This is a genomic window from Candidatus Desulforudis audaxviator MP104C, from assembly GCF_000018425.1.
GTDB classification, from domain to species: Bacteria; Bacillota; Desulfotomaculia; order Desulfotomaculales; family Desulforudaceae; genus Desulforudis; species Desulforudis audaxviator.
On record NC_010424.1, the window covers coordinates 144,483 to 159,160 of the forward strand.

General features: G+C 60.9%; 8 protein-coding genes and 2 rRNA genes. 6 read left to right on the plus strand and 4 right to left on the minus strand.

Annotated elements, in window-relative coordinates:
* Nucleotides 1-29 precede the first annotated feature (29 nt).
* Nucleotides 30-3,405 (plus strand): 23S ribosomal RNA (locus tag DAUD_RS00705).
* A 41-nt stretch (nt 3,406-3,446) separates the two neighbouring features.
* Nucleotides 3,447-3,560: ribosomal RNA gene (gene rrf / locus DAUD_RS00710) — 5S ribosomal RNA — on the plus strand.
* A gap of 647 nt (nt 3,561-4,207) precedes the next feature.
* Here the strand turns inward: rrf and DAUD_RS00715 are convergent.
* Both DAUD_RS00715 and DAUD_RS00720 read right to left on the minus strand, forming a co-directional pair.
* On the minus strand, nt 4,208-4,513 hold the full coding sequence (locus DAUD_RS00715) for a nucleotidyltransferase domain-containing protein (RefSeq protein WP_012301294.1): 306 nt from the start codon (nt 4,511-4,513) through the stop codon (nt 4,208-4,210).
* Nucleotides 4,514-4,526: 13 nt separating this feature from the next.
* Entirely contained in the window at nt 4,527-4,916 is a 390-nt protein-coding gene (locus tag DAUD_RS00720) for a HEPN domain-containing protein (RefSeq protein WP_012301295.1), read from the minus strand.
* Nucleotides 4,917-5,536: 620 nt separating this feature from the next.
* Between DAUD_RS00720 and DAUD_RS00725 the strand changes: the two genes are divergently transcribed.
* The 3 genes from DAUD_RS00725 to DAUD_RS11370 all read left to right on the plus strand — a co-directional run bounded on the left by DAUD_RS00725 (nt 5,537) and on the right by DAUD_RS11370 (nt 8,308).
* Nucleotides 5,537-5,956, plus strand: a complete 420-nt coding sequence (locus DAUD_RS00725; protein ID WP_041570701.1) for a 4Fe-4S dicluster domain-containing protein — start codon at nt 5,537-5,539, stop codon at nt 5,954-5,956.
* Nucleotides 5,953-7,695, plus strand: a complete 1,743-nt coding sequence (locus DAUD_RS00730; protein ID WP_242647858.1) for an aldehyde ferredoxin oxidoreductase N-terminal domain-containing protein — start codon at nt 5,953-5,955, stop codon at nt 7,693-7,695. The genes DAUD_RS00725 and DAUD_RS00730 overlap by 4 nt, the downstream gene beginning before the upstream one ends.
* 76 nt (nt 7,696-7,771) lie before the next feature.
* Nucleotides 7,772-8,308, plus strand: coding sequence for a hypothetical protein (locus DAUD_RS11370; protein ID WP_012301298.1), 537 nt, complete (start codon nt 7,772-7,774; stop codon nt 8,306-8,308).
* Nucleotides 8,309-8,407: 99 nt separating this feature from the next.
* On the opposite strand, the gene DAUD_RS00740 is transcribed toward DAUD_RS11370, so the two are convergent.
* On the minus strand, nt 8,408-9,163 hold the full coding sequence (locus DAUD_RS00740) for an epoxyqueuosine reductase (RefSeq protein WP_012301299.1): 756 nt from the start codon (nt 9,161-9,163) through the stop codon (nt 8,408-8,410).
* A 235-nt stretch (nt 9,164-9,398) separates the two neighbouring features.
* On the opposite strand from DAUD_RS00740, the gene DAUD_RS11375 reads away from it, so the two are divergent.
* Nucleotides 9,399-13,415 carry a PAS domain S-box protein gene (locus tag DAUD_RS11375; protein WP_012301300.1) on the plus strand — a complete coding sequence of 1,339 codons (4,017 nt, stop codon included), beginning with the start codon at nt 9,399-9,401 and terminating at the stop codon, nt 13,413-13,415.
* 31 nt (nt 13,416-13,446) lie between these two features.
* Here the strand turns inward: DAUD_RS11375 and DAUD_RS00750 are convergent, their stop codons facing one another.
* Nucleotides 13,447-14,601, minus strand: coding sequence for a PRK06851 family protein (locus tag DAUD_RS00750; protein ID WP_012301301.1), 1,155 nt, complete (start codon nt 14,599-14,601; stop codon nt 13,447-13,449).
* Between the last annotated feature and the right edge of the window lie 77 nt (nt 14,602-14,678).

Consider the following 14,678-nt stretch of genomic DNA (forward strand, 5'->3'; position numbering starts at 1 on the left):
TTTGAAAACTGCACAGCGTGGTACTACAAGATCAAGTTATTAAGGGCGTACGGTGGATGCCTTGGCGCTGAGAGCCGATGAAGGGCGTGGTAAGCTGCGATAAGCCTCGGGGAGCCGCAAGCAGGCTTTGATCCGGGGATACCCGAATGGGGCAACCCGTCGGGGGAGAACCCCCGACATCCTGTGCTGAACACATAGGCACAGCGAGGGGCACCGGGTGAACTGAAACATCTTAGTAGCCCGAGGAAGAGAAAGCAAGTGCGAACCCCCCAGTAGCGGCGAGCGAAAAGGGGCGAGCCCAAACCGTGTACGTGTTAAAGTCTGCCGGCGTTGCGTATGCGGGGTAGAGGGAGACGGTTATGGGGAGGCGGCGGCGTCCCCGGTGGATGAGCGGCCTTAGGTGAAGCGGACTGGAAAGTCCCGCCGTAGAGGGTAAAAGCCCCGTAATCGAAAAGGTGCGTTTAGCCGCTGACCGTCATCCCAAGTACCGCGGGACACGTGGAACCCCGCGGGAATCCGGGAGGACCACCTCCTAAGGCTAAATACTCTCAGCGACCGATAGTGCACTAGTACCGTGAGGGAAAGGTGAAAAGCACCCCGGGAGGGGAGTGAAACAGAACCTGAAACCGTATGCCTACAAGCAGTCGGAGCACTATTTGGTCGTCGGTCGTCAGACCGACGACCGAAGTGTGACGGCGTACTTTTTGTAGAACGGGCCGGCGAGTTACTGTTGCAGGCGAGGTTAAGGGAGAGAAATCCCGGAGCCGTAGCGAAAGCGAGTCCTAACCGGGCGGATTAGTCTGCGGTAGTAGACCCGAAACCGGGTGATCTACCCATGTCCAGGGTGAAGCGCGAGTAAGGTTGCGTGGAGGCCCGAACCGACCGTCGTTGAAAAGGCGGCGGATGAGGTGTGGGTAGCGGTGAAATGCCAATCGAACCCGGAGATAGCTGGTTCTCCCCGAAATAGCTCTAGGGCTAGCCTCAGGTAAGAGAGTAGTGGTGGTAGAGCACTGATTGGGCTAGGGGCCTTCACCGGTTACCGAACCCATTCAAACTCCGAATACCGCGTACTTGTTGCCTGGGAGTCAGACTGCGGGGGATAAGCTTCGTAGTCGAGAGGGAAACAGCCCAGACCGTCAGCTAAGGTCCCCAAATCAGGCTGAGTGGAGAAGGATGTGAAGCTGCTGAAACAGCCAGGATGTTGGCTTAGAAGCAGCCACCATTTAAAGAGTGCGTAATAGCTCACTGGTCTAGCGGCCTTGCGCCGAAAATTCAACGGGGCTAAGCCTGATACCGAAGCTACGGATTTTAGAGGTTGGAGACCAGAGGTCAGAAGTCGGAAAGGAGCCAGGCGATGATTCGGAGTTTCCGTGACCTGAAAGTATACCAGGAGGCGTACCGGTTGGTATTGCGGGTATACTCCATAACCCGGTAGATGCCGGAATATGAGCGGCGAGAGTTGGGATATCAGTTGCGTAAGGCAGCGATATCGATCCCGGCAAACATCGCTGAAGGTTACGGCCGCAAAGAATCCGAAGCAGAGTTTAAACACTTTCTACGTAACGCCCTTGGCTCGAATGTACACCTCAAAGATACGAGGTACTCGGAAAGCAACTTTACACTTTGATCAAGCGTTGGTCAAAGTCTGACATCCGACCTCCGGCTTCCGACCTCTAAAATGGTAGGGGAGCGTTCCCAGTTGGTTGAAGCCATACCGTAAGGAGTGGTGGACGGCTGGGAAGTGAGAATGCCGGCATAAGTAAGCGAGAAGGCAGGTGAGAATCCTGCCCGCCGAAAGCCTAAGGTTTCCTGGGGAAGGCTCGTCCGCCCAGGGTAAGCCGGGACCTAAGCCGAGGCCGAAGGGCGTAGGCGATGGACAAGCGGTTGAGATTCCGCTGCCACCGGGTGGCCGTTTGAGGATGGAGCGACGCGGAAAGGTAGGCTGAGCGCGTGATTGGTAGAGCGCGTCCAAGCCGGTAGGGTGTGGGACAGGCAAATCCGTCCCGCGTTAGCCTGAGAGGTGATGGGGAGGGAAATCCCAGTACCGAAGCAGCCGACCCTATGCCGCCAAGAAAAGCTTCTAACGAGGACACCAGGTGCCCGTACCGCAAACCGACACAGGTAGGCGGGGTGAGAAACCTAAGGCGCGCGAGAGAACCCTCGTTAAGGAACTCGGCAAATTAACCCCGTAACTTCGGGAGAAGGGGTACCCCGTTAGCGTGAAAGTATTTACTACAGTAGCGTGAGGGGGTCGCAGAGACCAGGCCCTGGCGACTGTTTACCAAAAACACAGGTCCCTGCCAAATCGTAAGATGAAGTATAGGGGCTGACGCCTGCCCAGTGCCGGAAGGTTAAGGGGAGGTGTTAGGGGTAACCTGAAGCACTGAACCGAAGCCCCGGTAAACGGCGGCCGTAACTATAACGGTCCTAAGGTAGCGAAATTCCTTGTCGGGTAAGTTCCGACCCGCACGAAAGGCGTAACGACTGGGGCACTGTCTCAACGAGGGGCTCGGTGAAATTGTAGTACCGGTAAAGATGCCGGTTACCCACAGCAGGACAGAAAGACCCCGTGGAGCTTTACTGTAACCTGACATTGGACTTTGGTATTTTATGTACAGGATAGGTGGGAGGCTTGGAAGGCAGGGCGCCAGCCTTGCTGGAGCCGGCGGTGGGATACCACCCTTAAGGTATTGAAGTTCTAACCTTGGGCCCTGGAACGGGTTTGGGGACAGTGTCAGGCGGGCAGTTTGACTGGGGCGGTCGCCTCCCAAAGCGTAACGGAGGCGCCCAAAGGTACCCTCGGCGCGGATGGAAATCGCGCTTTAGAGTGTAAAGGCAAAAGGGTGCTTGACAGCGAGACCTACAAGTCGAGCTGGTGCGAAAGCAGGGCTTAGTGATCCGGCGGTTCCGAGTGGAAGGGCCGTCGCTCAACGGATAAAAGCTACCCCGGGGATAACAGGCTTATCTCCCCCAAGAGTCCACATCGACGGGGAGGTTTGGCACCTCGATGTCGGCTCATCGCATCCTGGAGCTGTAGCAGGTTCCAAGGGTTGGGCTGTTCGCCCATTAAAGCGGTACGTGAGCTGGGTTCAGAACGTCGTGAGACAGTTCGGTCCCTATCCGCTGTGGGCGCAGGAAACTTGAGAGGAGCTGTCCCTAGTACGAGAGGACCGGGATGGACGCACCGCTGGTGTACCAGTTGTCTCGCCAGAGGCACCGCTGGGTAGCCATGTGCGGACGGGATAAGCGCTGAAAGCATCTAAGCGCGAAGCCCCCCTCTAGATGAGGTTTCCCACCGGGTAAACCGGGTAAGACCCCTGGTAGAATACCAGGTAGATAGGCCGGGCGTGTAAGCTGGGCAACCAGTTCAGCGGACCGGTACTAATCGGTCGAGGGCTTGATCTTGGAAAACTTGCGCTGTGCAGTTTTGAGGGAATTTTGAGATTTCCGGTGGCAATGGCGGAGGGGCCACACCCGTTCCCATCCCGAACACGGAAGTTAAGCCCTCCAGCGCCGATGGTACTGGGGCCTGCCCCCGGGAGAGTAGGACGCCGCCGGAGCTAAAATGAGAGAAGACCCCGGTAAAAAGCCGGGGTCTTCTCCATTTTGCCGGTATATGTACCTGCGGACATTCCCTCCCGGCCACCGAACTGACGACCGACCACCGACGACTGACGACCATTGAGCGCCGGTGGTACTGGGGTAATCCTATCTCAGCCTCTTGCGTGCGGCGACCATTGACAGTGTTTTTTTCGCGCTGCGCTGATGATGACAAGAATTATCACGGCACCAGCAGCCGTCAAGAACGCGGCGCGGTCTGTCGGTGCCGACAGCAGCCTACCAGCGTCCCAAACCGCGGGTGGCGCGGCAGGAAACCGCGGCGCGCCGTAGAAAACGTCTTTGGCGTATGTAACCACAAAGGGGCTGAACCGGGTGATTGTGGCCAACCTGTTGGGTGGACTGTCGGAACATGCTCGGTATACGCCTCAAACAACTCACCTTTCACGGAGAACGCCCCCCTTACTGCGGCGGGTTGGCGGTCTGGTTCTCTCACGTCGGCTGTGCGTGACCGCTTCATTGGCTGGTCGACAGCGGAGAGGGAACGGTATTTGCCTCATCTCGTCAACCTCAGCCGGTTCATTCTTTGGACTGCTGATAAACGGGTGGCAGACGTTACGGAAAACGTATTCCAGTGCCTCTTTACCAGTCACACCAACGGAATGCCGGTGCGGGATATGGTTCCGGCCAGGAATGCGCCGGTTTCCTTTCCTTCGGCCAGGGCGGTACGGGTAAGCACAAAAACCTCCACGGGTACGGGCGCTTCCAGAAACACGGTTTGGGCCAGGTCTTTCACACGGGCAAACGGCACCAAAACGTCGTCGGGCACCACCACGGCGATGTCGGCGTCGCTGCGCGGAGTGGGTGTGCCGGTGGCGTAAGAACCGAAAAGAAGCACTTGCACATCCGAAATCTCTTCCGCCAACCGCCGTGCGCATTCTGTTAGGGATGCCAATACGACTTCCCGGTTAACAAATCGCGTCGCGGCAAAAGTGATAAACGGTTTCGGCATCGCTGATCGCCTGCCTTGCCTCGCCCTCGGTATAGTAGTCCCGGGGTGTTCCGCGGTCAAAACCATTTGGATAGCGCGCGGGAATATAGTGTTTATCCAGGCGCTTGGCAGCCAGCAGTACCGCGTCGGATATGCTCAGTAGCGCTGCAAGGTCCAGGAGCAGGCGCGTGACCGAGTGTCCCCAGCCTTCACCGCCCCGGTGCTGCACCAGCGCTTTCACCGCCTTTTCGGCCGCCTGGTGGGCCGCGAAACTGGCCCATTCGTAATCGCCCATGGACAGGGAGTTGCGGGCGTGTTGCAGGTCGTATCCCCCTTGGGTCAACCAGTCCATTGCCCTGTTAACCATGGCTCTACCGCTCCTTTGCCGGCGTTTGCCGGCGAACCGCTTGCTGAACTTTTTTGATTGGTATTGTACCGTACTTCACCGGCGTTCGAGCTTGATAGACCGGAAGCGGTCAGATCGATGTCCTAATTGTAGCAGTACGGTAATTGTTTTTCAAACATGGTTGCAGCCAGGGCACCCAACCTACACGTCGGCGGCTCGCATGCGAATGCGCAAAGCAAGAGCCAGCGGCTGTTTCACCCGCTGGCTCAAAGAAATAGCCACTTCTATCCGTCAGACGCCGGCTCTGGCCGTCAAGCTGTTGTACCCCAGGTCGAAGGCCGTTTCGTTCACCCCGCGCAGGGCCGGTTTCACGGTGGACAGGAGCGCCTCCCGGAGGGCGTCCGCTTGGTGTCGGGGTGGTTGTGCCCGACCTGTGCCAGTTTGCCGGTGCCCTCGGCGCGGCGTTGCTGGCCCGGGAGATGGGCGTATAAGAGCTTATTGCCAAGAACGGATTTACCTGAGTATCCAGGCCCCACGGTTATCGAGGAAAGGGCTTTTGTTTTTTTCGGGGCATTTTGGGGAGGGACAGGGTCCAGAACGGCGAAATGGTTGTTGACAGTTCTGAGGGGAGGTCATGTTCCGTGGCCCGGGTATTGACCGTGAAACACATCAACCGCTGTATCGCCTGCTATTCGTGCATGCTGGCCTGTACGCGCACGGTTTCCGGCCGGTTCTCCCTGGCCGCCAGCGCGATTCAGATCCGGACGCGCGGCGGGCTGCAGAGCAAGCTGGCCGCCGACGTGTGCCTGGGCTGCGCGGAGCCGGCCTGTGCCGCCGCCTGCCCGCCGGAGGCCCTGCGGCCGCGCCCGGGAGGGGGCGTCCGCTTTGCCCGGTCGCAGTGCGACGGCTGTGGGGCTTGCGTGGCGGCTTGCATCGCCCGCGTCATTCGGATGGACCCCGAAGATAGCCGGCCCATTGTCTGCGTGCAGTGCGGCGCCTGCGCGAAATACTGCCCGCACGAGGTCCTGGAGATGGCCGCGGTGAGCGAGGGGGGTGAGTGACCGTGCCGGGAGAACGGGTCTTGACTATCCTGCACCTCGATCTGGACCGTCTGACCTGGAAGACGGAGACGCGCGCCGACCTGGCGGGCTACCTGGGGGGGATCGGCCTGGCGAGCAAGCTTTTTGCCGAATTATGGCGGCCGGGGCTCAAGCCCTTGGACCCGGCCCAGCCCGTGGTGCTGGCCATCGGGCCGCTTTCCACCGTGTTTCCCCTGGCGACCAAGACGGCGGCCGTGTTTCACTCGCCGTTGACGGGGGAGTGGGGCGAGAGCTACGCCGGGATGCGGCTGGCCTTGGCGCTCCGGTTCGCGGGCTACGACGCCCTGGTCGTCACCGGGCGGGCCGCGCACCCGGTCTACGCCTCGGTTACGCCGGGCCGGGTGTCCTTCCGGGACGCGCGGGGCCTCTGGGGCCTTTCCACCGAGGAGACCGGGCGCATTCTGCGGGAGTGGGAGGCGGGGCGGGGGCACCGCAGCACGGTCCGAATCGGGCCGGCCGGGGAGCGGGGCGTAGCCTTCGCCGGGGTGAACGTGGACACCTTCCGCCATTTCGGACGCCTGGGCCTGGGTGCCGTGTTCGGCGCCAAGAAACTCAAGGCGCTGGTGGTTTACGGAGACAAGAGTTTTCCGATCCCGGACCGCAAAGCCTACCGGGCGGTGTACGACGAGGTGTTCCGGCGGGCGGTGGAGACCGACCTGTTGGAGAAGTACCACGGGCTGGGCACGGCGGGAAACGTCATGGTGCTCGACGGGCTGGGCGCCCTGCCCACCAGGAACCTGCGGCAGAACCGGTTCGAGCACGCCGCGCGGATCAGTGGCGAGGCGTTCGCTGAGCAAACTTTGCTCCGCAAGCTGGCCTGTCCCGGCTGCCCGGTGGGCTGCATCCACATCGGGCTGTACCGGCGGCAGTTCGGCACCGGTTACGAATACGAGAGCATCGCGCTGGCCTACGACCACGAATTGATCTACGCCCTGGGGTCGCTGCTGGGCATCGGCGATACCGACGGTGTGTACGCCCTGATCGAGAAGGTAGAGCTTTTAGGCCTGGACGCCATCACCAGCGGGGTGCTGCTGGCCTGGGCCACCGAAGCTCTCCAAGAAGGACTGATCAGCGCGGAGGAACTGGGGGTGCGGCTGGCCTTCGGAAAGCCGGACGGTTACCTGGCTGCCCTGGACCGGGTGGTTCGCCAGCCGAACGACCTGTACCGGACTTTGGCCCGCGGGCTGGAAGCCGCGGCGCGCACTTACGGGGGCCGCGACTTCGCGCTGACCTTGGGCGGGCACGAGATGGCCGGCTACCACACCGGGTACGGGTTCCTGCTGGGCCAAGCCGTGGGTGCGCGGCACTCGCACCTGTGCAACGCCGGGTACGCGGTGGACCAGGACCTCGGTCCCGATTTCGACCCCGACGTCTTGGTGGAACGCCTGATCGCCGAGGAGAAGTGGCGCCAGGTGTTAAACAGCCTTTGCATCTGTCTGTTCGGTCGCGGGGTGTGGGACCGGGATACGGTGCGGGCGGCGTTGGAAAGCCTGGGGATCGAGGCCGGGGGGGATTTCCTTTCAGCCCTCGGTGATCGGGTCTTCAAGCTTAAGAACGAAGTCAAGCAGGAAATGGGCTTTGACTTCCGCAAGCTGCGGTTCCCGCGCCGCTGCCTGGAGACCCCCTCTTTCCAGGGGCGCCTGGACGAGGCGGTGCTCAAAGACCTCCTGGAACGGTACATCAGGAAAGCCGGCGTATAACCTTGCACGTTTTGCAAATATAGGGGGGCCGAGATACCGGGGAGGCCGGAACACTCAAGTGTAAGGAGGAAATTGGATGATAAAACTAGCTAAGAAAAACTGGAGGCGGGCGCTGGTGGTGGCGCTTCTGCTGCTCTTCACCCTGAGCGCGGCCGGGTGTTCACGGGACAAAGGAAAGGAGTCCGGCGCCGCCCCACCGGGCGGTGAACCGGCGCCGGCGGTGTCAGTGGACGACCGTCCCGGTCCAAAAAGCGATGTCGCGCTTTCTCTGGAAGATTTGCTGGAACCGGTCCACCCCGACGAACCGGTGGCCTACACCTTCCACGAGCGTTTCTCTCCGGAAAACGCGCTCGCGCGGTTGGAGCAGATCGCCGCTTTCGGGAATTCGGCCACCGGTGAGACGGCAATGGCCTTTTCAAACTGGGTCGGCGCCGTGGAAGGGACACTCAGGAAACAGGACTACCAGATCAAAAAGCTGGAGTTTGAACTGGCGCTAAGGCGATACGAAGCCGGGGAGATTGCTGCCGGGGAGCTGGAGGAAAGGGAAAGGGCGTTGGAGGCGGCCGAAAGCGACTTTCGGATTTTCTGGAACTCCTTCGGTATCAAGGACTAGAGAATCGTCCAGGCGTGCCGGGCCGGCCTGAATAGTTCTTCAGACCGCCCAGTGGGGTGGCGCTTGAAGAAAAGGCAAGAAAATAAGGTAGTGTTACAGTCAAGCAGTCTCCGCCTTTGGCACACTCAGGGCGCACGGGCCGACAGCGCACTTGCCGCAGACGTCGCAAAGCCCCAGGTCATGGTAGTGATCATTCACCTCGAGCAGGCGGCGGTAGCATCGCTGCCGGTCCAGTCCGTCCGGGGAAAGCGCCCCGGTGGGGCAGAGCCGCACGCAGGCGGCGCATTTGCCGCCGCGGCGGTGGAGGCAGTAATCTTCCGTTACCAGCGGAGTGGCGGCAAGAGGGGCGTCGGTGACCAGGCTGCCCAGGCGCCCCGCACACCCGGCCCTCGTGATCAGCATGTGGTGGAGTCCGAAGGTGCCCAAGCCACACAGGTAGGCGATGTGCTTGTGGGACCAGAAAGAAACCAGGGTGGCCGGATCGAAGTTGTGGGTGGGTCTTTGCCAGGCCGCTCTGATTCCCGCCTTCTTCAGCTCGTCAACCAGCGTTTGGGAAACCAAACTGATCAACCCGTTCGTCTCGATATAGGCTTGGGCCCATTCCCGGCTCACGTAAGGGTTACGGCGGTGCACGCGCACCAATTTGTCGGAGAACGGCAGGAAAAAGGCAATCACGCTTTCGGCCCCGGGGAGAAGATCCCGCGGCCCGAGGTGCCCGGGGCCCACCGCTTCTTTCAGCCGCCCAAAACCTGGATTGTCGGCCCGGGCAAAGCCGACCAGCGGGGTGCGATAGGCGGTTATTCTCCTGAACCGGTTGACCAGTTCGGCTATCAGGGCCTCCACGCGCGCTTCCATGATCGTGTCTCCCCCGTGTGCAGGCGTGTAGGTTGGTTCGGTATGAATACTATTCTTCGTGACCGCTTCATTACCTTGATCGGATTTCCGGATTCCGGCGCTTATTATTCCCCGGGTGCGAACACGGCTTTCACATTGGCGCTAAAGCATACTGTGGTTGCTGTCGAAGAAAAAGCAATATATACTCTGTAGCAAATCCGCTCACCCAAAACGGCCCGGTGAAGGTGGTTAAACGGTGCGCTCGTCAGGCGAGATCGGCTTGTTTCAAGAGTTGGTTGATCTTGAAGATGTACAGCGTCTGCAAGCGGACTTCTCGGCGGCCACCGGTCTGGCCACCTCGATTCTGGACCCGTCCGGCCGGGTGCTGACCAACTCCGGCTGGAGTGATCTCTGCACCGTCTTTCACCGCCGCTCCCCCGCCGGCGCCGCCCGTTGCCGGGAAAGCGACCGTCGGATTCTGGCCGGGGTGGCCCAAAAGCAGGGTGAGGTGATTCAGGTCTGCGCCAACGGCTTGGTAATGGCGGCCACGCCTATTGTCGTCGCCGGGCGCCACCTCGCCACGATCGTTCTGAGCCAGGTGTTCTTCGAACCCCCCGATGAGGACTACTTCCGGTCCCAGGCGCGCACGCTCGGCCTCGAGGAGGAGCCCTACCTGGAAGCGGTCCGCCGCATCCGGGTGCTGCCGAAAGAGGAGTTCCTGCCCAAACTGCGGTTCATCGGCAACCTTGCGGGGCTCATTTCGAATCAGGGTCAGCGCAACTGGGAGCAGAAAGCGCTGGAAGATGAACTACGCCGGGAGCGGGCACATCTGCAAGCCATTTTCCAGGGTTCTGGCAGCGGCATGCGGATCATCGGCACTGACTATCGCATTGTCCAACAGAATCAGGAGATGGAGAGGCTCTCGGGCGTGCCTGGTCAGGAGGCCGTCGGCCAAAAGTGTTTCAAGTCCTTTCACCACGCCTATTGTGGAACCGCGGACTGTATTCTGCACCGGATTCTGGCGGGTGAGGAGCGCGTGCGGCTCGAAGTTGAAAAAACGCGGCCTGACGGCCGGAGAATCGACGTCAGCCTGATCGCCACCCCGCTCAAGAACGCCGCCGGAGAGATCGTCGGCGTGATCGAAAGCTTCCAGGACATCACCGAACGGAAGTTAATGGAAGAAAGACTCCGCACCTCCCAGAACATCCTCAACATGGTCTTCAACAACGTATACGACGCCATTTTCATTCACGCGCCCGACGGTCGGATCATCGACGTCAACCGCAAAATGCTCGAAATGTACGGGGTCGAGCGGGACCAGGCACTCACCTTGTCTATCCGTGATGACTATTCCGGCCCGGACAACCCGCTGGACCGGTTGCCCGTGATGTGGAACAAAGTGGTCGCCGGGGAGCCTCAGCTTTTCGAATGGCAGGCCCGCCGGCCCGGAGATGGTTCGGTCTTTGATGTGGAAGTATTCTTGTGCAAACTGGTTCTGAACGGGGACGACGTGATCCTGGCCACTGTTCGGGACATCACCGAACGGAAGCGCAACCAGAAGGCCTTGCAGGACAGCCATGAGGAACTCGAGACGGCCAACGAGGAACTGGTCGCGGTCAACGAGGAACTGGTCGCGGCCGAGGAAGAACTGAGGGATCAGCTCGAGGCGCTGGAAAAAAGCCGGAAAGCCTTGGAGGCCGCCAACAGGCAGCTGGCGGATATTATTGAGTTTTTGCCCGACGCCACCTTCGTCGTGGACCGCGACCGGAAGGTGGTCGCCTGGAACCGGGCCATGGAAGAACTGACCGGTGTGCGCAAGGAGGCTATCATCGGCCAGGGCGATTATGCCTGCGCCACGCCTTTATACGGGAAGCGCAGGCCGATCCTGGTGGACCTCATCTTCGGCCGGGTAGGTGCGGACCTGGAAAAGCACTATGAGTATATCAAGCGCAAAGGGAACACCCTCTACGCCGAGGCGTTCATGCCGATGGTGAAAAACGGACGGGGGGCCCACGTTTGGATTACGGCTTCGCCGCTCTTTGACCACGCGGGCAAACTGGTCGGGGCCATCGAGTCGGTCCGCGATATTTCGGACCACAAGCGGGCACAAGAGGAAATCAGGACCCAGAAAGCCTACTTCGAACAGCTTTTCGAAAACTCGCCCCTGGCCATCGTCATGTTCGACAACCGGGAGCGGATCATCAGCGCCAATCGGGGATTTCAAAACCTCTTTCAGTACTCCGCCGAGGAGGTCACCGGCCGCCCGATCGATGAGATCGTCACCCCCCCGGAGTTGTCCGATGAAGGTGCCGCTTTCTCGCGTATTGTTTGTGAAGGGGGAATTGTGCAGGGCGAGTCGGTGCGCAAACGGAAGGACGGCAGTCTGGTGGATGTGAGCCTCTTGGCGTTCCCAATTGTGGTCGACAATCAACTGGTGGGCGCGTACGCCATATACAACGACATCACGGCACGCAAGCAGGCGCAGGCGGCGCTGCAAGAAAGCGAGGAACGACTGAAAACGGTACTTGATTCCATTCAGAGCGGGGTGGTGGTCATTGATGCGGAGACACACGAGATCGTAAGCGCTAACCGCGTGGCCGTTGAAATGATCGGCTGTCCCGTGGAAGAAATCGTCGGTTCGGTCTGTCACCATTTCATCTGCCCGGCCGAAAAGGGCGAGTGTCCGATTACCGACCTTGGACAGAGCATCGACCACTCAGAGCGCGTCTTGATCAGAAAGGGTGGCGAAATCGTATCGATCATCAAAACCGTGGTGCCGGTGGTATTCAACGGCCGCAGGCACCTCATCGAAAGCTTTGTCGACATCACGGCGCGCAAACAGGCGGAGGAGCAGTTGAGGAAGGCCAAGGCGCTTCTGGATGGGGTGCTGGATGCAATTCCGGACGCCGTCGGGGTTCAGGATGCCGACCACCGCATGATCCGCCTGAACCAGGCGGGATACCGGTTGTTGAACCTAACACCGGAAGAGATCAAGGGCCGGAAGTGTTACGAGCTGTTTGGACGTTCAAACAGGTGCCGGCCGTGCGCCACCGAGAAGGCCTGGCGGACGAAACGGCTGGAAAGAGTAGAGAAGTACATCCCCGAACTGGACCGTTACCTGGACTGCCGCAGCAACCCTGTGACTGACGAGAACGGCGAGATCATCATGGTGGTGGAGCAGTTCTACGATATAACCGAGCGCCGACGGATGGAGGAACAATTACGGCACCTCAGTCTGCACGATCCGCTGACCGGGCTCTACAACCGGAACTACTTCGAGCGGGAGATGCGCCGCGCCGAGGGGATGCGCCAGGTTCCGGTCGGCATTATCGTCTGCGACGTGGACGGGCTGAAACTGGTGAACGACACCCTGGGGCACGACGCCGGGGACGCTCTACTCGTGGCCACCGCCGGGGTGCTCAAGAGGTCCTTTCGCCCGGGCGACATGGTCGCCCGGGTCGGCGGTGACGAGTTCGCCGTACTGCTCCCCGGCAGCGGCCGAGACGTCGTGGAAGAGGCGGGCAACCGCATCCGGGAAGCGGTCGAGACCTATAACGCCGCGAACCCCGGGATGGCCTTAAGCGTCTCCGTCGGTTTTGCCGTGGCTGACGAGTCGCCGGTGAATGTGAACGAGCTCTTCCGGGAAGCGGACAACAACATGTACCGTGCCAAGCTGCACCGCAGCCGGAGCGCCCGCAGCGCCATCGTCCAGACCCTGATGAAGGCGCTGGAGGCCCGCGATTTCATCACCGAGGGTCACGCCGACCGCCTGCAAGCGCTGGTCGTTTCCATGGCGGCGGCGCTCGAGCAGCCCGAACGAAGAATAGCCGACCTCCGCCTTCTGGCCCAGTTCCACGACATCGGCAAGGTAGGGATACCCGACCGCATCCTCTTCAAGGCCGGACCCCTGACTCCGGAGGAAGTCGCCGAGATGCGGCGGCACTGCGAAATCGGCCACCGGATCGCGCTTTCAGCGCCCGACCTGATCCCCATTGCGGACTGGATCCTGAAGCATCACGAGTGGTGGAACGGTGAGGGATACCCGCTCGGCCTCAAGGGGGAAGAAATCCCATTGGAGTGCCGCATTTTGGCCATTGCCGACGCCTACGACACCATGACTAATGACCGCCCCTACCGGAAGGCGATGACTCACAGGGAAGCAATAACCGAACTGAAAACGTACGCCGGGATCCAGTTCGACCCGGCGTTGGTAGAGGTGTTTGTGCAGCTGTTTGACCAGCAGGCGGCGCCACCGGACTCAACCGGCTTCTAGCGTAAGCTGGCTGTGCCGCCGCGGATGGGGCTTAAGAAAGAACCTTCGTCAGGATTTGTTGCTGTTCCTGGCCGGCCTCGGAGGCATAGGCCAGAATCCGCTTGAGGACCTCGTCCCGCCTGCGATCGACGGCTGTGAAGTCCATGGCCGGGATGTAAAAGGTCTCCAGTTGGTCGTGGGTCTTCTTGGCCTCGCCGATATACCACACCGCCCGGTTCAGAGCGGCGGTGAAGCGTTGGCCCGCGCTCATCAGTTCCACCTCGTACTGGGCCAGCCGACTCCGGTCCAGAAAAACGTCCAGGTCGTACGCGGCCACCCGCAGCCCGGGCACGGTGCCCGGTTGAAAAGCAACCTCCTCCACGTCCTTCAACACCGCCGCCCGAACCGCCGGGATCACCACCAGGTCGGCCCGGTGCGGCTCCAACGCGCAGTGGTACACTTCGGTGTCGAGTCCCCGGGCGTGGGCGGCGCGGGCCACCGCTTCCACCAGGGTGGAGCGGCCGCTTCCCGGGCGGCCCTTAAGCAGGTAAAGCTGTTTCACCTCCGTTAACAGACTCCCGATGTGGTGGACAACCCCGTCGGGGGAAACGGCCGACCGGAAAAGGTGCCTGGCCCAGGGCTCCGCCTCGTACCGGCCGGGCCGCTCGCCCAGGATTTCCCGGGTGAGGTCGGCGGTCAGCTGGTTCACCGGGGCAAAGCGCATACTCTCGGTGACGTAGCTTTCCATCTCGTCCCGGATCACCTTTGCCTCGGCCAGCTGGCTGTAGGCGGTGGCGAACAGGCGTCCCAGCCGCCGGTTCACGGCCAGGATCTGCTCCCTGGCGGCCCGAAGCTTTGCCTCGTTCCAGTAATCGCCCAGGTGGATGATCTCCGACACCGCGCCCGGGTTCACCGGGTCGACCACATGCGGGGCGGTGCCGTCCAGCAGCGCCACCCCGGCAGCCGGGATGACGACACCGTCGAGCGAGTCGTTGTCCGAGGAGCAGTGGTGGTGCTCGATGTCAAACCCGCGGGAGCGCATTTCCTCCCCGATTTTCCGCATGAAGCTGGACTTTCCGACGCCCGGCCCGCCCTTGAGGATGAACACCCGGGTGGCGTCCGGGGGAGTCAGGTGGTCGTAGTAAGAAAAGAAACCAAGCGAGGTGTTCCCCCCGGGGAATACGTGTTTGATTCTGCCAGTGCCCAATAGATGGTCCTCCTTACTAATCCCAAACGTCTGTGCGCTGCATCTCCCCGCCCAACGCCGTTGGTGAACGGGTGCCT